Origin of the sequence: Polaromonas sp. A23 (assembly GCF_002001015.1) — a bacterium.
In the GTDB taxonomy this organism is placed as follows: domain Bacteria; phylum Pseudomonadota; class Gammaproteobacteria; order Burkholderiales; family Burkholderiaceae_C; genus Polaromonas.
In genome coordinates, this window is sequence record NZ_MUNO01000021.1 from 1 (window position 1) to 21,178 (window position 21,178).

Here is a 21,178-nt window from a genome sequence, read left to right on the forward strand (position 1 = left end):
AGGCGATAACGTGTCGATCACCGTCAAGCTGATCAACCCGATCGCCATGGAAGAAGGTCTGCGTTTCGCCATCCGCGAAGGCGGCAAGACCGTCGGCGCCGGTGTTGTGGCCAAGATCATTGCGTAATTCCGCAATACCTTAAGGAATTACCATGGCCACCAAGCAAAAAATCCGCATTCGCCTCAAAGCGTTTGACTACAAGCTGATCGACCAGTCGGCAGCTGAAATCGTTGATACCGCCAAGCGCACCGGCGCGATTGTCAAGGGCCCCGTGCCCCTGCCGACCCGCATGAAGCGTTTTGACATCCTGCGTTCGCCCCACGTCAACAAGACGAGCCGCGACCAGCTGGAAATCCGTACGCACCAGCGCCTGATGGACATCGTTGACCCGACGGACAAAACCGTTGACGCGTTGATGAAGCTCGACTTGCCCGCCGGTGTGGACGTCGAAATCAAGCTGCAGTAAGAAGAAATCGGGGTTTTGGCGAAAGCCCAAGCCTCAAAAAAACCAGGATTTAACGCGGATTTGCCAATGCGGCAAGTCCGCGCTATACTCTTGGGCTATCCTGAACATGCATTGCATGGGTTGGATAGTTTTATTAACAGTCTTTCACATCAAAACGTCTGCGGCCAATTGAAGTCGCAGCGGTGGAAGTTACGGAGAAAAAAGCATGAGTCTGAGCAACTCCCTCGGGTTGCTGGGCCGCAAGGTGGGCATGATGCGTCTGTTCACTGATGATGGGGATACCGTTCCTGTCACAGTGGTAGATGTGTCTAACAACCGCGTGACCCAGGTGAAAACCCAAGCAAACGACGGCTACGATGCCCTTCAAGTGGCATTTGGTGCGCGCAAAGCGTCGCGCATCACCAAGCCGGCTGCTGGCCACCTTGCGAAAGCAGGCGTTGAAGCCGGTGAAATCCTGAAAGAATTCCGCGTGACGGCTGACGTCGCAGGCAAATATGCCGCTGGTGCAGTTGTGCCCGCCGCTGAAGTGTTTGCGGTTGGCCAAAAGGTGGACGTGCAGGGTACTTCCATTGGTAAAGGCTTTGCCGGCACCATCAAGCGTCACAAGATGAGCTCGCAGCGCGCGTCGCACGGTAACAGCCGTTCGCACAACGTTCCCGGCTCAATCGGTATGGCGCAGGATCCCGGTCGCGTGTTTCCAGGTAAACGCATGACGGGTCACCTCGGTGATGTCACCAAGACCACGCAAAACCTCGACATCGTGCGCATTGACGAAGCCCGTCAACTGCTGATGATCCGCGGTGCTGTGCCTGGTTCCAAAGGCGGTTTTGTCACGGTTCGTGCCGCGATCAAAGCCAAACCAGTAGCAGCTGCCAAAGGAGCGAACTGATGCAGGTCGAACTCCTGAATGACCAGGGTCTGGCTTCGTCCAAAGTGGACGTGCCCGATACCGTGTTTGGTCGCGAATACAACGAAAGCCTGATTCACCAGGTGGTCGTGGCCTTCCAGGCCAATGCCCGCCAGGGAACCCGTGCCCAGAAAGACCGTGAGCAAGTCAAGCACTCAACCAAGAAGCCTTTTAAACAAAAGGGCACTGGCCGCGCTCGCGCTGGTATGACTTCTTCCCCGCTGTGGCGCGGAGGCGGTCGTATTTTCCCGAACATGCCTGACGAAAACTTCACGCAGAAAATCAACAAGAAGATGTACCGCGCCGGTATGGCCTCCATCTTCTCCCAGCTGGCCCGTGAAGGCCGCCTGGCTGTGGTTGATTCTTTGACCGTGGACTCGCCCAAGACGAAAGTCCTGGCCGACAAGTTCAAGGCCATGAACCTCAAATCGGTGCTGGTCATCGCTGACGAGGTTGATGAAAACCTGTACCTGGCTTCACGCAATCTGGTGAACATTCTTGTGGTTGAACCCCGTTATGCGGACCCGCTGTCGCTGGTTCACTACAAAAAGGTTCTGGTCACCAAAGCCGCCATGGACAAACTCAAGGAGATGTTTGCATGAGCGCCGTGAACACCAAACCAAAATTTGACGAAGGCCGCCTGATGCAGGTGCTGGTCGCTCCCATCGTGTCTGAAAAGGCAACCATGGTCGCGGACAAATCCAACGCCGTGCTGTTCAAGGTCCTGCAAGACGCTACCAAACCTGAAATCAAGGCCGCTGTGGAATTGATGTTCAAGGTAGACGTCAAGGCCGTTTCTGTACTCAACCAAAAAGGCAAAACCAAGCGTTTTGGCAAATCCACTGGCCGTCGGGACAACATCCGTAAAGCCTATGTGACGCTGAAGCCTGGCCAAGAGCTGAACATCGGTGGGGAGGCTGCGTAATCATGGCTGTCATTAAAATGAAACCCACCTCTCCCGGCATGCGCGGGATGGTGAAGATCTCCCGGGATCACCTGCACAAGGGTGAGCCTTACGCGCCGCTGCTGGAGCCACAATTCCAGAAGGCTGGCCGTAACAACAACGGGCACATCACGACACGCCACAAAGGCGGCGGTCACAAGCACCACTACCGCGTGGTTGACTTCAAGCGCAACAAGGACGCCATTCCGGCCAAGGTCGAACGTATCGAGTACGACCCCAACCGCACGGCCCACATTGCGCTGATCTGCTACGCCGACGGCGAGCGTGCTTACATCATCGCCCCCCGCGGCCTTGAAGTTGGCGCCACGCTGGTCAGCGGTGCTGAAGCCCCGATCCGCGTTGGCAACACCCTGCCGATCCGCAACATTCCGGTGGGCTCGACGATTCACTGCATCGAGATGCAAATCGGCAAGGGCGCGCAGATTGCACGCTCGGCCGGCACATCGGCGACGCTGCTGGCTCGCGAAGGCATTTACGCCCAGGTGCGCATGCGCTCCGGTGAAGTGCGCAAGATCCACGTTGAATGCCGCGCCACGATTGGCGAGGTTGCCAACGAAGAGCACAGCCTGCGCCGTCTCGGCAAGGCCGGTGTGAAGCGCTGGATGGGTATCCGCCCAACCGTTCGCGGTGTCGTCATGAACCCGGTGGATCACCCACACGGTGGTGGCGAAGGCAAGACCGGCGAAGGCCGTCATCCTGTCGATCCATGGGGTAACCTGACCAAAGGCTACCGCACCCGCAACAACAAGCGCACGCAAGTGATGATTGTTTCGCGTCGCAAGAAGTAAGGCCAGGAAATGACACGTTCACTCAAAAAAGGTCCCTTTGTCGACCAGCACCTGGTAGCCAAGGCTGATAAAGCCGTTACCAACAAAGACAAAAAGCCGATCAAGACCTGGTCGCGCCGCTCCATGATCCTGCCCGAGTTCATCGGTCTGACCATCGCCGTGCACAACGGCAAGCAGCACGTCCCCGTCTACATCACCGATCAAATGGTTGGCCACAAGCTGGGCGAGTTCGCACTCACCCGGACTTTCAAAGGTCATCCGGCTGACAAAAAAGTTGTGAGAAAGTAAGGAAAGACCATGGAAACACGTGCAACCCTCCGGGGCGTTCGTCTGTCGGTCGACAAAGGCCGTCTGGTCGCTGACCTGATCCGCGGTAAAAAAGTGGATCAAGCGCTCAACATCCTGAACTTCACGCAGAAAAAAGCTGCGGGGATCATCAAGAAGGTGGTCGAGTCGGCTATTGCCAACGCAGAACACAACGATGGCGCCGACATCGACGAACTGAAGGTGAAAACCATCTACGTCGAGCAAGGCACCACGCTCAAGCGTTTTTCGGCGCGCGCCAAGGGCCGCGGCAACCGTATCAGCAAGCCCACGTGCCATGTGTACGTTGTGGTTGGCAATTAAGAAGGCAGACAGGATATGGGACAAAAAATCAACCCAACCGGGTTCCGCCTCGCCATCAGCCGTAACTGGTCCAGCCGCTGGTACGCGAGCAACAAAGACTTCGCCGGCATGCTGGCGGAAGACATCAAGGTTCGCGAGTACCTGAAAGCCAAGCTGAAGAACGCCGCAGTGTCGCGCGTTCTGATCGAGCGCCCCGCCAAGAATGCCCGCATCACAATTTACTCGGCACGTCCGGGCGTTGTGATCGGCAAAAAAGGCGAGGACATCGAGAACCTCAAGAAAGAACTGAGCCGCCAGCTGGGCGTGCCGGTCGCCGTGAACATCGAAGAAGTTCGCAAGCCTGAAATTGATGCCAAGCTCATCGCTGACAGCATCACCCAGCAGCTTGAAAAACGTATCATGTTCCGCCGTGCGATGAAGCGCGCCATGCAAAACGCCATGCGTCTGGGTGCCCTGGGCATCAAGATCATGTCGTCCGGCCGCCTCAACGGCATTGAAATCGCTCGTTGCGAGTGGTACCGCGAAGGTCGCGTGCCCCTTCACACTCTGCGCGCCGACATCGACTACGGCACCTCTGAAGCCAAGACCACCTATGGTGTGATCGGCGTCAAGGTCTGGGTCTACAAGGGCGACACCCTGGGCCGTGGCGATTCGCCTGGCGCCCGCCTGGATGCCGCTCCGTCGGACGAAGAACGCAAGCCACGCGGCCCCCGCCGTGATGCACGTCCTGGTGACCGCACCGACCGTCCTGCTCCTCGTGGTGCCGCCCGCCCTGCGCGTGGCGCTGTGGGTGGCGTGAACACGGCCCCTGCGGATGGCAGCGACAAACCGGCTGAAGCTACCCCTGGTAGCGATGCCCCGAAAACCACCGTTAAGCGCGTCCGCAAAGCCGCGCCAGCTGCAGCAGCTGACGGTGCCAAGACCGAGTAATCGGTCTAACTACGGAGAATACAAATGCTGCAACCCGCTCGCAGAAAATACCGCAAAGAGCAAAAAGGCCGCAACACCGGCATCGCCACACGAGGCAACTCAGTGGCGTTCGGTGACTTCGGTCTGAAGTGTACCGACCGCGGTCGTCTCACTGCTCGTCAAATTGAAGCCGCACGCCGTGCGATTTCCCGTCACGTCAAACGTGGCGGCCGTATCTGGATCCGTGTCTTCCCGGACAAGCCGATTTCCCAAAAGCCTGCTGAAGTGCGTATGGGTAACGGTAAGGGTAACCCAGAGTACTACGTGGCTGAAATCCAGCCCGGCAAGATCGTCTTTGAAATCGTTGGCGTGCCTGAAGAACTGGCCCGCGAAGCGTTCCGCCTGGCTTCTGCCAAGCTGCCGCTGCGCACCACGTTTGTCAGCCGCATGATTGGCCAGTAAGGGGAAATGACCATGACCAAATCTACTGAATTGCGCCAAAAAGACGTTGCCAGCCTGCAAAACGAAGTCAAAGAGCTGCAAAAAGCCCACTTTGGCCTGCGCATGCAAAAAGCCACGCAACAACTCACCAACACCGCCACGCTGCGTTCTGCGCGCCGTGACATCGCTCGTGCCAAAACCATTCTGGCCGAGACCATCGTCAAGCAAGGAGCGAAATAATGACGGAAGCTAAAAAATCCCTCAAGCGCACCCTGGTTGGCCGTGTGGTCAGCGACAAGCGCGCGAAAACAGTGACCGTGCTGGTCGAGCGTCGTGTCAAGCACGAGCTCTACGGCAAGATCGTGTCCCTGTCGAGCAAGTACCACGCCCATGACGAAAAGGGTGAGTACAAGACCGGCGACCTGATCGAGATCACCGAGAGCCGCCCGATTTCCAAGACCAAGAACTGGGTTGTGACCAAGTTGCTGGAAAAGGCTGCGATCGTCTAAGTCTTGCAGGTCCAGACCTCAAGTCAAAAAACGGCTCACGATGTGGGCCGTTTTTGTTTCCGGCTTCTGCCGCCCTTTGTCAGTCACCGCGATGTCCTTCGGGGCTTTGTCCGGCTGGCGCACGATTTTTCCGGAATCGTTGAAAATGGCGCCTGACCTTTTCAAACCCCATCTTCAAACTCACCCCCAGGAGACACCATGATCAAAGTAGGCGACACCCTTCCCCCGGCAACGCTGATGGAATTTTCAGAAGTTGAGGGCAACGGCTGCAGCATCGGCCCCAACCCTGTCGATGTCACCAAGGCTTCGACCGGCAAAACCATTGCGTTGTTCGGATTGCCGGGCGCTTACACGCCGACCTGTTCCGCCAAACATGTGCCTGGCTATGTCGAGAAGTTTGATGAACTCAAGTCGGCCGGGGTTGACGAAATCTGGTGCGTCAGTGTCAACGACGCGTTTGTCATGGGCGCCTGGGCGCGTGACCAGAAAACCGGTACCAAGGTTCGTATGCTGGCTGATGGCAGTGCCGACTTTGCCAAGGCCACCGGTTTGACGCTGGACCTGACCGCGCGCGGCATGGGTGTGCGCAGCAACCGTTACTCGATGCTGGTCAAGGACGGCAAGGTCGCGTCCTTGAACGTCGAAGGCCCTGGAAAATTCGAGGTCAGCGACGCCGCCACATTGCTGGCCCAAGCCAAGGCGTAAGCGCTCACTCGGGTTCCATCTAAAAAGCCGCTGTCTCGCAAGACGGCGGTTTTTTTTCGCGCAGAGCCCATTCCTGTCCAAGGGGGCGTGCATCCATCGTTTGCAAAGGTGCTATCAAAAAAATAGCTGCTTACGCCCGAATCATAAGGGCTAGGCGCCACTTTTATTCAAGATCTACCTTCAGGTAGTGAGCGCCAGCTATCGGGTTATGGTAGTAAGGCGGTATATTTTTGAAGCCCAGGTCTTCGTACAAGGCGCGCGCGGCCTCCATGTCGTTGAGGGTGTCGAGCAGCAAACTGCGATAGCCGGCAACCCGCGCAGCATCGAGCACTGCTTCGGCCAGCTGCCGCCCCAGGCCCAGGCGCCGAAATCCGTTGCGCACATAAAGGCGTTTCATTTCACAGGCGTTCGGGTAGTCCACCGTATCCAGTGGACGCATGGCGCAGCATCCCGCTATTTCGCCGTCCACCAGGGCAAGAAGCAGGCAGCCCTGCGGCGGGGCATAGTCGCCAGGCAAGCTGTCCAGCTCGGCATCAAAATTTTGAAAACACAGGTCAACACCAAGCTGTTCGGCGTACTCGCGAAAGACCAGTCGGGTAGCCGCCAGCTGTGCCGGGGTGCTCGGCGTGATGAACTCGATCGTGGGAATGGTGACAGACATGGCAGAAATCCGAACCCAGTGTATCGGCATTTATTTCCCGACCTGGCCGGGGCGTGCCTGCTTGGTGTTACAGCCTGTTCAGAAGGCTGGCGCTGCCAGGCTGCTCAACCAGTAAACTGCGGCCGCACAGGCCCCCAGCACTATCAGTGCAGACAGGCGGGAGACCGTGTCGTCCCGCGAAGCGGGCATGGCGGTAACCAGATGCTTGTCGCCGTGCAGCATGGCGTGCACCAGATTGTGTTTGCGCCAGAGATAGAAAACGATGGCCAGGATGTGCAGCACGACAAGGCCCAGGAGAACCCACTTGCCGATGTTCTTGTGGTAGTTGGTCGCCAGGCTGACCGCGCTGTTCGAGACAAAACGCGTGAGCGGCCCGCTGAAGGCAATTTCATCGTCGCTGAACAGGCCGGTTCCGGCCTGGGCCAGCAGAAAACCCAGCATGGCAAATACCGAGCCTGCGCCTATGGGGCTGTGGCCCACGCCGTGCTCCGGTTTACCTCGGCCCTTGAGGTAGTTGATGACACTCTGCGGCGAATAAATGAATGCACCAAAACGGGACCACCGCCCACCTACCAAACCCCATACCACCCGAAACAGCAGAAGGGTCAACACCGAGTAGCCGAAGCGAAAGTGCCAGACCATGGCATTGCCGCCCACCGTACCGGTGATCGCCAGCCCGATGACGCCTGCGACCAGGGCCCAGTGGAAGATCCGTGTGGGCAAATCCCAGACGCGAACCTTGTGGATGGGTGAATTCATGTGGACTCCCTCTTTTTGTGCGATTTGATGGTCATGCGGCCATGGTATGTTTCGTGCGATTGCATCAATGCCCGGCAGACCTTTCACTTGGTGCTTACCCTAGTGCATAAGTTCCAGAGGAACTTTGTTTCAAGGGCGGAGCTCATTGGAAGGCAGTCTATCGGGAAGTACTGCCAATCGTCAGAACAATCAGCAAGTAAAACCACGAGGAAAAAAATGAAAATTTTCGCCTGCATAGCCACCGCAGCTGCCCTGCTCGCCTTGTCCGCGCCAGCTTCCGCCCAGTTTGCCAAACCCGAAGACGCGATCAAGTACCGCCAAAGTGCGCTGTTCGTGATGGGTCAACATTTCGGACGTATCGGCGCCATGCAGGCAGGCCGCGTTCCTTTCGACGCCAAGGTGGCAGCCGACAACGCCGAGATCGTCGCTGAAATGGCCAAACTTCCCTGGGCTGGTTTTGGTCCCAACACTGACAAAGGCACTACCAAGGCCAAGCCTGAAATCTGGACCGAGCAGGCCAAGTTCAAGGAAGGCAACGAAAAGCTGATGGCTGAAACCGCCAAGCTCGCGGCCGCCGCCAAAACCGGGAACCTTGACAGCCTGAAAACCGCTTTTGCCGCAACCGCCGGCACTTGCAAGGCTTGTCACGACGCATACAGGAATCAGTAGCCCCCTGTTGAAGCTCACTTCGTGTAGCTTCCTTTCCCCCTCAGGCGTAATAGGTTCACCCCTATCCAAGCTCACTTCGTGTAGCTTGTTTCCCCCTCGAGGGGGCGGCGCCTGCGGTCTGGCAAAGCCAGTCCCGCGGCCCCTGCTTAAAGGGGGAAACAAAAAAGCCGGTTCTTTTGAACCGGCTTTTTCTTTGGGCGAAACGCTTCAGGTTTCGGCCAACAGCTTTTCAATCAGCAGGTGCAGCGCTGCAAAATCAGGCTCACCCACATACTGTTTGACGATCTCGCCGCGCTTGTTGACCACATAGGTGGTCGGTGTGAGTTGAACATCGCCCCAGGCCTTGGCGACGGTGCCGGTGTTGTCGATGGCAACCTTGAAAGGCAGCTTGCGTGTTTCAGCGTAATTGACGACATAGCTCGGCGGGTCGTAGCTCATGGCCACGGCCAGTGTGTCGTAACCCTGGCCCTGGTACTTGTTGTAGGTCGAAATGATCTTGGGCATCTCGGCCACGCAGGTGACGCAGCTTGTCGCCCAGAAGTTGACCAGTGTCACCTTGCCTTTGAGGTCGCTTGTCGTCTTCTTGCTGCCATCAAGCAGCACAAAGGTCGACTCGGGGGCCATCTGCGCGCCGCCGCAACCCGCCAAGCCGGCAAGTGTGCCCAGCGCCAGCGCTGAAACCAGGGCGATGCGGCATACTGCGCTTGAAACTGAACTCATCCTGAAGGCTTTCATCATGCAACGTCGAAATTTTAACCAGGCCGGCATCAGTGCGTTGGGTTTGCTGATCATGGCCACATACCAGCAGGCCCAAGCGCTTTCGCTCGGCGACCTGACCAATGCCGAGGCCGGCAGCGGCCTGAAAACCGCCCTCGAAAAAGGCGCTTTGGCCGCCGTGGCCCTGCTCGGCAAGACAGATGGATTCCTTGGCAACCCAAAAGTTCGCATTCCTTTGCCCGGATACTTCGAAGATGCGTCGAAATTGCTGAGAAACTTCGGTCAGGGCAAACGCATCGACGAGCTTGTGACCTCCATCAACCGCGCCGCCGAAGCCGCCGTGCCCATGGGCAAAGACCTGCTGGTCAGCGCCGTGCGGTCCATGAATGTGAACGACGCCAAAAATATACTGCAGGGTGGCGAAACCTCGGTGACCAACTTCTTCGCCGAAAAAACCCGGTCGCCGCTCGGCGTGAAATTCCTGCCCGTAGTCACCAAGGCCACGGCCAAGGTTGGCCTGGCCAACAAATACAACGAAGTCGCGGGCAAGGCCGCCGGGTTTGGCCTGGTTAAGAAGGAAGATGCCAACATCCAGCAATACGTCACCGGCAAGACGCTGGACGGGCTTTATCTCATCATCGGCGAAGAAGAAAAGAAAATTCGGCAAGACCCCGTGGGAACGGGGAGCGCGATTTTGAAGAAAGTGTTTGGGGCGATGAAGTAGGGAGCTTTCGGCGGAAGGCAAATTCCGGCAGGGCCCCAATGAATCGATAGATCGCTGCATATTTGGTAGCAAACTATTCCCGTCACATAAGGAGAAAATGCCATTTTCTCCACTGATTTCCTGCCGGACGTGATTTTGGAGAGCCCCCGGCCCGCTCCGCCGGGGCTCTGTGGCATCCATGTTCGCGCCACGCAGGGCATGGATCAGCCCGAAATTTTCATCCGTTCGGCAGTCACCGGGTGAGACCTTCGATAACCGGGGAGTATCCGGAAACACCGTCGACATGCGCCTTTCGGTTTGTGGTGCGATACGGACAGGCACTTGATCCGGACTTCGCATTTATCTTCAGTGCCTGTGATTTTTTTACACGAAAGTGGTAAATATGACCAAGCGGGAAATGCCCTAACAGACTGGTCAACAAATGTGATCTGATGAGCTTGAAACTCGCGAGGTCAAGGAGCAGCGCCATGCAAGCAAGAGCATCAAACCTATTTGGCCTGGGTGTTCGCACGCGAATCCATCAGCAGAAAGGGCAATCGTGAATCCGAACTGCCTACTGAGATTCGGATTGGCTGCGGTGGTGGCCTTGGCCTCCCATGCGGCCATGGCCGCCCCTCTGCTCGATGAGCCCATCCAACCCGTTCCGCTGACCCTGAAGCAAGACCCGGCCCGGGCCGAAATAGGGCGCCGGCTGTTCAGCGATACGCGTTTGTCCGGCAATGGCCGCGTGTCGTGCGCCAGCTGTCACAACCTCACCAGCGGCGGTGGTGACGGGCGCGATCGTTCGGTGGGGCTCCATGGCGGGCTCACCGGTGTCAACGCGCCCACCGTGTTCAACGCCGCGCTCAATTTCAAGCAATTCTGGAACGGCCGAGCCGATTCGCTGGAAGGGCAGGTCGACCATGTCATGCAGAACCCGATTGAGATGGGTTCCACCTGGGAAGATGTCGTTAAAAAGGTGTCGCAGGACGCAAAGTACAAGAGCGAATTTTCCGCTGCCTACAAAGATGGCGTCACCAAGGCGAACATCCAGAATGCCCTCGCCACTTTTGAGCGGACTTTGATCACGCCTAATTCCCGCTTCGACAAATATTTGCGGGGTGACCCCAATGCCATTACCGCAGCGGAAAAAACCGGCTATGCGAAGTTCAAGCAGTACGGGTGCGTCGCCTGCCACCAGGGCGTGAACGTAGGCGGCAACATGTTCCAGAAGTTCGGTGTCATGGGCGACTATTTCGCAAAGCGCGGCAATCCGACGGAGGCCGATCTTGGCCGGTACCTTGTCACCAAGGTGGAAAGCGACAAACATGTCTTCAAAGTGCCAAGCTTGCGCAACATCGTGCTTACCGCTCCCTACTTCCATGATGCTTCGGCCAAGACGCTGGAAGAAGCCGTCGACATCATGTTCCGGTATCAACTGGGCCGCGTTGCTTCCAAAGAGGACAAGGAGTCCATCATCAAATTCCTCAACACGCTGACTGGTCAACTGGACGTCAAACCGTGAAAGCGTCCCATCGACTTCCCTGGTTGACGATGACACTTGCGACCATCGCGTTGCTGTCCGCGCTGGCTTTTCTCTATGCCAAAACGCAGCGTTTGGGGGAGTCGGGTTATTTCGAGAACGTCGCCCTGCTGCGCCATGTCAAGCAGCTGGACGCCCAGTGGGAGCTGGACGTGCTGAAGTCCAGGATCGGCATCAACAGGCACTACGACGCTTTGGCCGATATCCAGGGCGAGGTAAGCCGGCTGCTGGAAGAACTTGAAGCAAACCTGGAGGCTCAGGAACACGCCGGAGCCGCCGGATTGGCGGAAAGCCGCACGGCGCTGCAGCGTGCCATTCAGGAAAAGGGCGTCCTGATTGAGCAATTCAAATCGAACAATTCGGTGCTGCGCAACTCGCTGGTCTTTCTACCAACAGCGGCAGAAGATGTGCAGCGGTCGCTCGGGTCAGGCTCTGCCGGCGTGAAGCCGGCATCCAGGCAAGCCGCGGTCAGCGTGAACAGTCTGCTGCTCGCGAGCATGCTGTACAGCCAGAGCCCCTCCGGCGACAGGAACGCTGAAATTCAGGGTGAACTGAGCCGGCTTGAGGCCGGCATGAATCTTGTTCCCGCGGATGTCCGGGACCGTTTGACTATTTTCAACGCGCATGTCCGCACCATCCTGCGCGAGCAGAAGGTTGTCAATGAACTTGTCGTCAGCATTGCAGCGGTACCGACAGCAACCCTGATCGAAGCGATCGACCATGCGTTGACGGTTGAACACCAGCGCGCAGGCGCGCAGGGCGAGCAGTATCGCCAGTACCTGTTGATCTTCTCGGTGGTGCTGGTGGCGCTGCTCCTGTATGCAGCGGTTCGTCTGATTCGCAGCCACTCCGTCATCACGCGTGTCAACCAGGAGCTCCACAGCTCGAATGAAAATCTGGAACAGCGCGTACAGGAGCGCACCAAGGCGCTGAACGCCAGCGAGTCACAGTTGCACCAGATTACCGACGCCGTTCCGGCCCTGATTGCCTACATTGACGCTGACCAGCGCTTTCAGTTTCACAACCTGGCTTATGAAGAACGCTTTGGATTGAAGCGCGATGAAATTCGCGGGAAGACCATGCGCGAGATGATGGGTGATGAACTCTACGAGAAAGAGCGCAGCAAGATTGAAGAAGCCCTGGCCGGCTACGCGGTGCAGTACGACCGCGTGCAGCAAACCGCGGACGGCCAGTTGCGCGACTACTTCATGCAGTACTTTCCGCGTTACGGTGAAGACGAGAATGAAGGCATGGTGGAAGGCTTTTTCTCACTGGGCACCGATGTGACCGAACTCAAACGCGTTGACCGCATGAAGAGCGAGTTCGTCTCCACCGTCAGCCACGAGCTGCGCACGCCGCTCACCTCCATCCGCGGCTCGCTGGGCCTGATTGTCGGTGGCGTTGCCGGGGAGCTACCGGCCATGGCCAAGAACCTGGTTGGCATTGCCACCAACAACTGCGAACGGCTGATCAGGCTCATCAACGACATTCTTGACAGCGAGAAAATCGAGTCCGGCAAGATGCGTTTTGAGCTGCAGCAGGTCGAACTGCAAGCCCTGCTGGCGCAGGCACTGACAGCCAATGAAGGCTTTGCCGGCCAGCACAACGTCAAGCTGGCGCTTGATGCCCCGGCAGAAGTGGTAAGAGTCAGCGTCGACAGCGACCGGCTCATTCAGGTTGTCACCAACCTGCTGTCCAATGCCGTGAAGTTTTCACCGCCCCAGTCGTACGTGCACATCCGGTTGCTGTGCAGCGAAGGGCGCGTGCGGGTGGAGGTTGCCGACAGCGGCCCGGGCATTCCCGAAGAATTTCGCAAACGCATCTTCCAGAAATTTTCGCAAGCCGACACCTCCGACACCCGGCAAAAAGGCGGCACTGGCCTGGGGCTGAACATCTCCCGAGCCATCGTGGAGCGCATGGGAGGCAGCATGGGGTTCACCACCGAGACCGGCGTGGGCACCGTGTTCTTCTTTGAGCTGCCCGAAGTTGTTCCTTTGCCGGTTCACGACAGGGTGGGGGCTGGCGCGTCGGCAAGACCGCTGATTCTGGTTTGCGAAGACGACCCCGATATCGCCCGCCTGATCAACCTGATGCTGGACAAAGGCGGCTTCGCTTCCGACATGGTGCACAGCGCCGAAGAGGCGCTGGAGCAGGTGCTGTGCCGGCCCTATGCCGCCATGACGGTCGATTTGAATTTGCCCGACCAGGACGGCGTGAGCCTGATCCGTGCGCTGCGCCGCGAAGACGCCACACGGGACCTGCCCATTGTGGTGGTGTCGGCCAACGCCGAGCAAGGCCAACTGGAATTCAACACCCAGCCGCTGGCGGTTTCAACCTGGCTGGAAAAACCTATCGACGAAAATCTGCTGATCCTCAGCTTGCAGCGCGCCATTGCCAACATGGCCGAAGGCAAGCCGCGCATTCTGCATGTCGAAGACGACCTGGACATCCAGCGCATCGCCGCCGCCATTGCCCAGGACTTTGCGACTTTTGAATTTGCAGCCACCCTGCAGGAAGCCCGCGACCAGTTAGGCCGCCGCCATTACGACCTGGTGCTGCTCGACCTCACCCTCAAAGACGGATCGGGCTGGGAGCTTCTAAGCACCATTGAAGCGCTGGATATTGCGCCGCCAGTGGTCGTTTTTTCTGCACGCGACGTGAGTGCTCAGGACAGGCAGCGCGCAGAGGCGGTGCTGGTGAAAGCACATACCTCCAACGAGGAGCTGATCCGCACCCTGCAGCGCGTGCTCGACGAAAGCCGGTGGGGCACCATTCACCCACCCCTCAGCGCCTGAACAAGCTCACCCCCGTCCAGACTCACTGGCGTGTAGCCTGTTCCCCCCTTCCCGGGGGCGGCGCCTGCGGTCTGGCAAAGCCAGCCCCGCGGCCCCCGCTGGTGAAATACCCCACCGCGGTTGTGTCCCAAGGGACTCTTAAACCCAGCCCGGGCCGCAGGCGCAGCGGCCCCCTCGGGGGGGCAGCGACCCACACGCAGTGGGGGGAGCGTGGGGGCCTACTGCGCGTCGATTTTTCCAAGCAGCCACTGCAAGCCGGCCAGGTGTTGCTGGTCGTGGCTGCACAGGTAATGCACCAGGCTGCGCAGGGTGAGCTCGCCGTAGCCCTCAAACACCGCCCGCCGTTCCAGATCGGCTGGCCTCAGGGCTGAAACGATCTGCATGGTCTTGGCGCGTGCCGCGCCAAAGGCAGACAACACTTCCGTCGCGTTGGCGGCCTGGTAGTCGCGCTGCGTTGCCAGCAGGTACCCATCGAGCGATTCGAGAACCGGGGTGTCTTCGGCAAGCGTGCGCTCAAGGCGAACGTGATAACCGTCAATCTCGATGTCCCGGACATGGCAGATCTGCCCGATGGCCGAAAAAGTTTCGCTGGGAATGCCTTCCCAGGAAGGCGGGCACCAGTTGCGGTAGGTCTCTGGAACGGCTTCATAAAAATGCGCAAGCTGGCGCGGAAATTCGGCCAGTGCCTGAAGGGTTGCCGGGTTCATGGGTGGCATGTGTCTTGAATGGACGGCCAGATCAGCGCCTGCGCAACGATCACGTTCTCACCATTGAAGGTGGCCGCAGGAGAACCGTAAAGCCGGTAACCCAGCGCAATGGCTTCACTGACCCGACGGCAAAAGCTGGCATCGTCAGGGCCGGTGAGGAGCCGGTAAGTCGGGAGGCCGTCAGGCGGTGTCGTGGCAGACGATGTCATGGCTGGAATGGGCTGAATGAGCGGAGGGGGATATTACCGTGTCCGGCCCAAAGCTGCAGCGCTGCGGCGCGGCAGGCAGCGTTCAGAAAGCCGAGGCACTATCCCGCAGAAACACGGGCAGGTCCATGGTCGGTGGCCGCGAAGAGGTCTGGTAAAACATGTCGGCCACGTAGCCGCGGTGGTAGGTCTTGTGGTTGACCACATGAAGCAGCATGTCCCCGCGTGTCATCGCGCCACCGCCGCCGTCCACAAACCGGAAATGAATAACTTCATCGTGGGCTGCTTCCGACAGGCCATCGGCGCAGGCGACATACCAGCGGTCAACTTGCATTTGGGCTTCGCGCAGGGTTTCCAGCTCCGGCTGCGTCTCGGTGTTGCGCGCGCTAAAGCCGTGCGGCTTGCCTTCCAGGTGCGCTTTCCAGATGAGGTCGACGACGTAGGCGTGGTTCAGTGTGTTCACCATGTTGCCAAAGCCGGTGGGGCGCGGCGCCGTGGCCTGGCCTTCGGGCAGGCTGGCCATGGCTTCGAAGAGGCGCGTGTTGGCCCAGGCGGTGTAACGCGTCAGCATGCGGATGTTTCTGAGGGCAGACATGGGGTGCTCCGGCAGTCGGCAAACAAAACAGGGGAAGAGGGGCGCAAGCCCATTTATAGCTTTCTTTGTCGGCGTGATTTTCAAGCCTGTTCATGCGCTGCAGTCGCTATGTTTTTAATAGCTGTTGGGGCACGAAAAATAAGGGCCGGCGCCTGTTTTGACATCAAGAAACGTAACTACTCAGTTTGTCGGGGCTGGTTTTACTCCCTCTCCCCTGGGAGAGGGCGGGGTGAGGGGCTGGCGATCTGTGCATAGAGCTATCGCATGTTGTGGCTTGCCGGCCCTCACCCCAACCCTCTCCCAGAGGGCGAGGGAGCAAGAGCGGCAAGCAGCACCCGTATCGCCGCTTCGGTTTCCTCATAATTCCCTTCGCCGAAGTGCCGGTACTGGATGCGCCCATTGGCATCCACCAGGTAGGTGGCCGGCCAATACTTGTTGTCGTAGGCTTTCCACGTGCGGTAGCTGTTGTCTTGCGCCACCGGGTGCTTCACGCCGAAGCGCTGCATGGCCGTTTGCAGGTTCGAGGTCGAGCGCTCAAAGGGAAACTCGGGCGTGTGCACCCCCACCGCCACCAGCCCCTGCTGGCGGTAAAGCCTGGCCCAGCGGTTGACGTAGGGCAGCGTGCGCAGGCAGTTGACGCAGGCGTAGGTCCAGAAGTCGATCAGCACCACCTTGCCGCGCAGGCCGGCCATCGTCAGCGGCGGGGAGTTCAGCCATTGGTCGATGCCCGCAAACTCCGGCGCGTTACCGTGGTCGTAAAAGCTGGGGGCTGCATTGGCAACGCCAGGCACCTGGCCGGCCGACAGCGCAAGCAGTGTGGCCAGAAAGGCGCGGCGCTCGATGCCGTGCTCGGAAGGATGTGAATCAGCCGAAGAGGCAAGGGAAGTAAGAGGGGTCATGTCAGAGTCCTGTTTGGATCGAAGGGTAGAAATCGGAAAGCCAGACAGCCACCACGCTGTCGTACTGAAAGTGCATGGCCAGCGCCGTCAGCACCACCACCACGCCAAAGCCCTGCTGCAGTCGGTGCGCATGCCGGGCCAGCTCGCGCACCCGCACTGACGCGTATTGGCCGCCGTAGGCAATGCCCAGCATCGGCAGCGCGGCGCCCAGCGAATAGCAGCCCAGCAGCAGCGCCGCCTGCGCCGGCTCAGGCGTGGTGGCCACCAGTGTCAGGATGGAGCCGAGCACCGGCCCGGCGCAGGGCGTCCACACCGCGCCCAGGCTCAGGCCCAGCAGCAGGCCACCCAGCTTGCCGCTGCCGGCACGGTCGCCCACCGCGTTCATGCGATTGAGCAGGCCGTTCATGTGCATGCTGAGCCACGCAAAAGGCTTGGGCCAGATCATCAGCGTGCCGAACACCAGCAACATCACAATCGCCGCCTGCCGCAGGGTGTCCTGTGTCAGGCCCAGCACATGCGAGAAGGTGGTGAACAGCAGCGCCGCAGCGGTGAAGGCCAGCGAAAAGCCCAGCGCAATAAATACCGGCCGGCTGCGGTCGCGCTGGCCGATGGAGGCGCCCAGCACCACCGGCAGCATGGGCAGCACGCAAGGCGCTGCAATGGTGAGCAGTCCGGCCAGAAAGGCCAGCAGGGGGTTGATCATGGCGGGCCTTATCCTTATTTCTGTGCGCTGGTGGCAGCGTCGGTGCTGCGCCGCCAGACCTGCGTCTTGCCGAACAGCGGCAGGCCCACATAGCCGCGAATCACCAATTGGTCCGGCGCGGGGTGCGTCATCAGCGCGCTGTAGGTCTTGCCGTTTTCGCGGTTGTAGATCTGGCCCTTCCATTCTCCCTCGCCCGAGGGTTTGAAGTCCGTCAGCAGCGTCATGCCCAGGGCCGGGCGCGGGTCGGCCGGCACCATCTCGGCGCCGGGCCCGCTCATCGAGCGGTTGGCCAGCACCTTGACCACCGTGCCGCAGATGGCGGGGCCGCACGGGGCCAGCTGAACCTCCAGGTTGCCGGTTTCGGTGACCCAGATGCCGCTGGGTGCCGTGTCCGGCGCGGCGCCAGCGGGCCACACGGCGGCGGCAAGCAGGGCAGCCGTCGCGGCCCTGAACAATGGGGTGGAGATATGCAGGCGTTTCATGGAATGCTTCCTGTGAGTTGCGGGAAACCCATTACATCGCCGGGCTGTATCCGTCATGTGTTCATGTGCGGCCTTTTTGTAAGCCGTCTTGTCCCGCAGCGCGCCAGATACATGCGCGTACATGGCACATGCGGCCGGCCGCGGCGGATCAGCTATAAAGCCGGATGGACGGCACCGATCACATCCTCATCGTCGACGACGACGCCGACATACGCGAGCTGCTCACGCAGTACCTGCGCAAGCAAGGCCTGCAGGCCACCGCAGTGGCCGACGGCCGGCAGATGCGCGCCTTTCTCGCCAGCCAGCGCGCTGATTTGATCGTGCTCGACCTCATGCTGCCCGGCACCGACGGCCTGACCCTGTGCCGCGACCTGCGCGCCAGCGCGCAGCCGGTGCCCATCCTCATGCTGACCGCGCGCGGCGACGAGGCCGACCGCATCCTCGGCCTGGAAATGGGCGCCGACGACTACCTTGCCAAACCCTTTGCCGCACGCGAGCTGCTGGCGCGCATACGCGCCGTGCTGCGGCGCACGCGCATGTTGCCGCCCAACCTGCGCGCGGCAGAGCCGGCGCGCCACATTGCCTTTGGCGACTGGAAGCTCGACACCACCGGCCGCCACCTGACCGACGCCGCAGGCACCCAGGTGGCACTGAGCGGCGCCGAGTACCGCCTGCTCCGTGTGTTTCTGGAGCATCCGCAGCGCGTGCTCACACGCGACCAATTGCTCAACCTCACGCAGGGGCGCGAGGCCGACATCTTCGACCGCTCCATCGACCTGCTGGTCAGCCGCTTGCGCCAGCGCCTGGGCGACGATGCGCGCGAGCCGCGCTACCTTAAGACCATGCGTAACGAAGGCTACGTGTTCTGCGAAGCGGTGAACTCGCCGGGGCCGGGGTCATGAGTGCGGTGTCGCTGCTGCAGCGGCTCTGGCCGCGCTCGCTGTTCGGCCGGCTCGCGCTGATCTTCCTGGTGGGCCTGGTGGCGGCGCACGCACTGTCCTTCTGGCTGGTGTTCATGGAGCGCGGCCACGCGGCCAGAAGCATGATGGCCAACTACCTGGCGCGCGACACCGCCAGCTCCGTCGCCATTCTCGAGCGCGTGCCACCCGAAGAACGCGCCGCCTGGCTGCCCCGCCTGGAGCGCCGCAATTACCGCTTTGTGCTGGGCGTAGCCTTGCCGTCCAAGGCCAGCGAACTGCCCCTCGCTCGTCAGCTCAGCGGCGCCGTGGCCCAGGTGCTGGGGCCGGCCTACCAGGTGCTGGCCAGTGAGCCGGGGCAGGCCGGCGTGCAGATGCGCCTGCACTTGCAGCTCAAAGACGGCACGCCCCTGGCCATTGAGCTGAACGAACCGGGCATGCAAATTTCACCCTGGGTGGTGGGGGTGCTGGCAGCCCAACTGGCCCTGCTGCTTTTACTCACCTGGTACGCCGTGCGCCTGGCCACCCGGCCGCTGCAGCGGCTGGCCGACGCCGCCGATGCATTGGGCCCCGCCGCATCAGCGCAGCCACTCAGCGAAGAAGGCCCGCGCGAGGTGGTGCAGGCGGCGCGCGCTCTCAATGCATTGCAGGCGCGCGTGGCGTCTTACCTGGCCGAGCGCATGCAGATTCTGGCGGCGGTGTCGCACGACCTGCAAACGCCGATCACCCGCATGCGGCTGCGCGCTGACTTGCTGGACGACACGGCCCTGCGCGACAAGCTGCAGGGCGACCTCAACGCCATGCAGGCGCTGGTGCAGGAAGGCATTGCCTACGCGCGCAGCGCCCACAGCGCCAACGAGCCGCCGGTGCGTGTCGACCTGCATGCGCTGCTCGACAGCCTGGTGTGCGACTACACCGACGCCGGGCGGGCCGTGCAACTGCTTGAGATGCCAAGCCTCACCGTGGCAACCCGGCCGCAAGCCCTGCGCCGCGTGATTGGCAACCTGGTCGACAACGCCCTCAAGTTTGCGGGCGCGGCGGAAATAGCTGTCACTGCCAACGAAGCCGGTGCAGTCTGCATCGCCGTGCGAGACCGCGGCCCCGGCATTCCCGCCGACCAGCTGCAAGCAGTGCTCAAGCCCTTTTACCGCTTGGAGAATTCACGCAGCCGTGAAACCGGCGGCGCCGGCCTCGGGCTGGCGATTGCGCAGCAGCTGGCCGAAGCCCTGGGCGGCCGGCTGGCGCTGGCAAACCGTGAAGGTGGCGGGTTGGAAGTGTATTTGCACCTGCCGGCTGCGTCTTTATGAGCAAAAAGTGCCTCTGGCCCAATAAATACGGGCGCAAGCAGCTATCAAAAGCAGAGCAAAATAGCGACGCATCGGTTGCCCTGGGGAGGTGCAGCCAGGGGCGCGGATGGCGCCTGAAATTGTCATTGCGGGCTTGATCCGCAATCCATGCCTGCAAATCACTGCCTGCAGAACGCCCACATGGATCCCGGCTCAAGGCCGGGATGACAGGCGGGGGTGCAGGTGACTCAGGCCTGGCCCAGCACCGAGCGAACAAACCCGGTCTTGCCGCGGGTGTAGGCCTCACGGTCGTTTGCGTGCTGAAGCACCAGCCCGGCCTTTAACGCGGCGTAGCGCGCCGCCAGCACGGGGCTGGCGCGCAGCGCATCGCGAAAGCGCAAACGCTCGGCCCACTCCTTGCCGCGGTGAACCACCACATGCAGATGGTGCGTACGCCGGCCGTCGGCCCAGCGCATGAACCACTGGCGGTCGGTCAGTTTGGCGTTGAACTCGGCCGATGTGGAGTAACCCGCTTCCAGCAGCGGCTCGGTCAACGCGCGGGCCACCGTCATCGACTCCACACCCGTCAGAATGTCAATCACCGGTTTGGCCAGCATGCCCGGCACGGCCGTGCTGCCGATGTGTTCAATGTCGATGATGTTCACCGGAAACAGCGCCAGCAGGCGGTCGCGCTCGGCCACAAACTTGTCCGGCCAGCTGGCGTCATAGTCCCGCAGGCTCACCTCTTCGTTGATGGCTTCGTTCAGGGATTCAGAATCGTTCATATCTTGGCCCCCGCCTTGTTGCGGTGATAAGTCAACGCCATGGCAATGCAAAACTTCAGCGCCTGCGCCGGCACCTCTTTTGCGGTGTCGAACACGATACTGCGGTTCCCTTCGTAGCTGAACTCCGTCGGGAAAAGCGTTCTGAAGGTGTCCACCAGCCGGGTATTGCAATTGAAATACAGCGCGTACTGCGTGTGGCTGGCCTTCTTCGGCGCCATCCTGATCGTGCTGCCGCTCTTCGAGCGCGCCGTCAGGTAGGCCGGCTCTCCCCACTTCAAGGTTTCCTGGAGCTCGCCCACACCGGGCGTGCTGGCCGCCACCTCGAAAACCATCGCACGCAAGGCCAGCATCCGCTTTTTGACGGCGGCCGGGCAGGCGTTAAAAACAGCTTCAACCGCCGGGTCGTCAAAGGGTTTGGCGGCGGCGCTCATGGC

General features: G+C 60.3%; 29 protein-coding genes and 1 pseudogene. 19 read left to right on the top strand and 11 right to left on the bottom strand.

Annotated elements, in window-relative coordinates:
- From B0B52_RS11085 to B0B52_RS11145, 13 genes and pseudogenes are all read left to right on the top strand, one after another.
- Nucleotides 1–127: pseudogene (locus tag B0B52_RS11085) on the top strand (elongation factor Tu); the annotation flags it as partial.
- 25 nt (nt 128–152) lie between these two features.
- A complete protein-coding gene (gene rpsJ, locus B0B52_RS11090; protein WP_007838118.1) occupies nt 153–467 on the top strand; it encodes a 30S ribosomal protein S10 in 315 nt (104 codons plus the stop codon).
- A 205-nt stretch (nt 468–672) separates the two neighbouring features.
- Entirely contained in the window at nt 673–1,356 is a 684-nt protein-coding gene (gene rplC / locus B0B52_RS11095) for a 50S ribosomal protein L3 (protein WP_077593709.1), read from the top strand.
- Nucleotides 1,356–1,976 carry a 50S ribosomal protein L4 gene (rplD, locus tag B0B52_RS11100; RefSeq protein WP_077593710.1) on the top strand — a complete coding sequence of 207 codons (621 nt, stop codon included), beginning with the start codon at nt 1,356–1,358 and terminating at the stop codon, nt 1,974–1,976. The genes rplC and rplD overlap by 1 nt, the downstream gene beginning before the upstream one ends.
- The gene (rplW, locus tag B0B52_RS11105) at nt 1,973–2,299 is read left to right on the top strand and encodes a 50S ribosomal protein L23 (RefSeq protein WP_077593711.1); all 327 of its coding nucleotides are present in this window, start codon (nt 1,973–1,975) and stop codon (nt 2,297–2,299) included. The genes rplD and rplW overlap by 4 nt, the downstream gene beginning before the upstream one ends.
- Before the next feature lie 2 nt (nt 2,300–2,301).
- Nucleotides 2,302–3,126: a 50S ribosomal protein L2 gene (rplB, locus tag B0B52_RS11110; protein ID WP_077593712.1), complete on the top strand. Its 825-nt coding sequence runs from the start codon at nt 2,302–2,304 to the stop codon at nt 3,124–3,126.
- Between the two features lie 9 nt (nt 3,127–3,135).
- The gene (gene rpsS, locus B0B52_RS11115) at nt 3,136–3,414 is read left to right on the top strand and encodes a 30S ribosomal protein S19 (protein WP_077593713.1); all 279 of its coding nucleotides are present in this window, start codon (nt 3,136–3,138) and stop codon (nt 3,412–3,414) included.
- 9 nt (nt 3,415–3,423) lie between these two features.
- The gene (rplV, locus tag B0B52_RS11120; protein WP_077593714.1) at nt 3,424–3,753 is read left to right on the top strand and encodes a 50S ribosomal protein L22; all 330 of its coding nucleotides are present in this window, start codon (nt 3,424–3,426) and stop codon (nt 3,751–3,753) included.
- Nucleotides 3,754–3,768: 15 nt separating this feature from the next.
- Entirely contained in the window at nt 3,769–4,683 is a 915-nt protein-coding gene (rpsC, locus tag B0B52_RS11125) for a 30S ribosomal protein S3 (RefSeq protein WP_077593715.1), read from the top strand.
- Nucleotides 4,684–4,707: 24 nt separating this feature from the next.
- Nucleotides 4,708–5,124, top strand: coding sequence for a 50S ribosomal protein L16 (gene rplP, locus B0B52_RS11130; protein ID WP_077593716.1), 417 nt, complete (start codon nt 4,708–4,710; stop codon nt 5,122–5,124).
- Nucleotides 5,125–5,136: 12 nt separating this feature from the next.
- Nucleotides 5,137–5,343 (top strand): 50S ribosomal protein L29, encoded by a 207-nt coding sequence (rpmC, locus tag B0B52_RS11135; RefSeq protein WP_077593717.1) that lies wholly within the window; start codon nt 5,137–5,139, stop codon nt 5,341–5,343.
- Nucleotides 5,343–5,612, top strand: coding sequence for a 30S ribosomal protein S17 (gene rpsQ / locus B0B52_RS11140; protein WP_077593718.1), 270 nt, complete (start codon nt 5,343–5,345; stop codon nt 5,610–5,612). Before rpmC ends, rpsQ begins: the two co-directional genes overlap by 1 nt.
- A gap of 198 nt (nt 5,613–5,810) precedes the next feature.
- Nucleotides 5,811–6,317 (top strand): peroxiredoxin, encoded by a 507-nt coding sequence (locus B0B52_RS11145; protein WP_077593719.1) that lies wholly within the window; start codon nt 5,811–5,813, stop codon nt 6,315–6,317.
- Nucleotides 6,318–6,480: 163 nt separating this feature from the next.
- Here the strand turns inward: B0B52_RS11145 and B0B52_RS11150 are convergent, their stop codons facing one another.
- A complete protein-coding gene (locus B0B52_RS11150) occupies nt 6,481–6,978 on the bottom strand; it encodes a GNAT family N-acetyltransferase (protein ID WP_077593720.1) in 498 nt (165 codons plus the stop codon).
- Between the two features lie 78 nt (nt 6,979–7,056).
- Nucleotides 7,057–7,737: a cytochrome b/b6 domain-containing protein gene (locus B0B52_RS11155; protein WP_077593721.1), complete on the bottom strand. Its 681-nt coding sequence runs from the start codon at nt 7,735–7,737 to the stop codon at nt 7,057–7,059.
- Nucleotides 7,738–7,953: 216 nt separating this feature from the next.
- Between B0B52_RS11155 and B0B52_RS11160 the strand changes: the two genes are divergently transcribed.
- Entirely contained in the window at nt 7,954–8,406 is a 453-nt protein-coding gene (locus tag B0B52_RS11160; RefSeq protein ID WP_077593722.1) for a cytochrome c, read from the top strand.
- 207 nt (nt 8,407–8,613) lie between these two features.
- Here B0B52_RS11160 and B0B52_RS11165 read toward each other — a convergent pair whose 3' ends face one another.
- Nucleotides 8,614–9,126 carry a TlpA disulfide reductase family protein gene (locus B0B52_RS11165; protein WP_077593750.1) on the bottom strand — a complete coding sequence of 171 codons (513 nt, stop codon included), beginning with the start codon at nt 9,124–9,126 and terminating at the stop codon, nt 8,614–8,616.
- A gap of 16 nt (nt 9,127–9,142) precedes the next feature.
- Between B0B52_RS11165 and B0B52_RS11170 the strand changes: the two genes are divergently transcribed.
- The 3 genes from B0B52_RS11170 to B0B52_RS11180 all read left to right on the top strand — a co-directional run bounded on the left by B0B52_RS11170 (nt 9,143) and on the right by B0B52_RS11180 (nt 14,164).
- Nucleotides 9,143–9,847: a DUF4197 domain-containing protein gene (locus B0B52_RS11170; protein ID WP_077593723.1), complete on the top strand. Its 705-nt coding sequence runs from the start codon at nt 9,143–9,145 to the stop codon at nt 9,845–9,847.
- A gap of 538 nt (nt 9,848–10,385) precedes the next feature.
- Nucleotides 10,386–11,351 carry a cytochrome-c peroxidase gene (locus B0B52_RS11175; protein WP_254425692.1) on the top strand — a complete coding sequence of 322 codons (966 nt, stop codon included), beginning with the start codon at nt 10,386–10,388 and terminating at the stop codon, nt 11,349–11,351.
- Nucleotides 11,352–11,380: 29 nt separating this feature from the next.
- On the top strand, nt 11,381–14,164 hold the full coding sequence (locus tag B0B52_RS11180; RefSeq protein WP_077593724.1) for a DAHL domain-containing protein: 2,784 nt from the start codon (nt 11,381–11,383) through the stop codon (nt 14,162–14,164).
- A 218-nt stretch (nt 14,165–14,382) separates the two neighbouring features.
- On the opposite strand, the gene B0B52_RS11185 is transcribed toward B0B52_RS11180, so the two are convergent.
- From B0B52_RS11185 to B0B52_RS11210, 6 genes are all read right to left on the bottom strand, one after another.
- Complete coding sequence (locus tag B0B52_RS11185) at nt 14,383–14,871, bottom strand: DinB family protein (protein ID WP_077593725.1); 489 nt, start codon at nt 14,869–14,871, stop codon at nt 14,383–14,385.
- Nucleotides 14,868–15,080, bottom strand: coding sequence for a DUF1737 domain-containing protein (locus B0B52_RS11190; RefSeq protein ID WP_077593726.1), 213 nt, complete (start codon nt 15,078–15,080; stop codon nt 14,868–14,870). Before B0B52_RS11190 ends, B0B52_RS11185 begins: the two co-directional genes overlap by 4 nt.
- A gap of 82 nt (nt 15,081–15,162) precedes the next feature.
- Nucleotides 15,163–15,672 (bottom strand): DinB family protein, encoded by a 510-nt coding sequence (locus B0B52_RS11195; protein WP_077593727.1) that lies wholly within the window; start codon nt 15,670–15,672, stop codon nt 15,163–15,165.
- Between the two features lie 284 nt (nt 15,673–15,956).
- Nucleotides 15,957–16,571: a thioredoxin family protein gene (locus tag B0B52_RS11200; protein ID WP_077593728.1), complete on the bottom strand. Its 615-nt coding sequence runs from the start codon at nt 16,569–16,571 to the stop codon at nt 15,957–15,959.
- Between the two features lies 1 nt (nt 16,572).
- On the bottom strand, nt 16,573–17,274 hold the full coding sequence (locus tag B0B52_RS11205) for a cytochrome c biogenesis CcdA family protein (RefSeq protein WP_077593729.1): 702 nt from the start codon (nt 17,272–17,274) through the stop codon (nt 16,573–16,575).
- A gap of 14 nt (nt 17,275–17,288) precedes the next feature.
- Nucleotides 17,289–17,756, bottom strand: coding sequence for a DUF2147 domain-containing protein (locus B0B52_RS11210; RefSeq protein WP_077593730.1), 468 nt, complete (start codon nt 17,754–17,756; stop codon nt 17,289–17,291).
- Between the two features lie 164 nt (nt 17,757–17,920).
- Between B0B52_RS11210 and B0B52_RS11215 the strand changes: the two genes are divergently transcribed.
- A complete protein-coding gene (locus tag B0B52_RS11215; RefSeq protein WP_077593731.1) occupies nt 17,921–18,658 on the top strand; it encodes a response regulator in 738 nt (245 codons plus the stop codon).
- Nucleotides 18,655–19,980 (top strand): cell wall metabolism sensor histidine kinase WalK, encoded by a 1,326-nt coding sequence (locus tag B0B52_RS11220; RefSeq protein WP_077593732.1) that lies wholly within the window; start codon nt 18,655–18,657, stop codon nt 19,978–19,980. The genes B0B52_RS11215 and B0B52_RS11220 overlap by 4 nt, the downstream gene beginning before the upstream one ends.
- A 227-nt stretch (nt 19,981–20,207) precedes the next feature.
- On the opposite strand, the gene B0B52_RS11225 is transcribed toward B0B52_RS11220, so the two are convergent.
- Together B0B52_RS11225 and B0B52_RS11230 are read right to left on the bottom strand one after the other, a co-directional pair.
- Nucleotides 20,208–20,744, bottom strand: a complete 537-nt coding sequence (locus B0B52_RS11225) for a GrpB family protein (RefSeq protein ID WP_077593733.1) — start codon at nt 20,742–20,744, stop codon at nt 20,208–20,210.
- Entirely contained in the window at nt 20,741–21,175 is a 435-nt protein-coding gene (locus B0B52_RS11230) for a DUF1801 domain-containing protein (protein ID WP_077593734.1), read from the bottom strand. The genes B0B52_RS11225 and B0B52_RS11230 overlap by 4 nt, the downstream gene beginning before the upstream one ends.
- Nucleotides 21,176–21,178 lie beyond the last annotated feature (3 nt).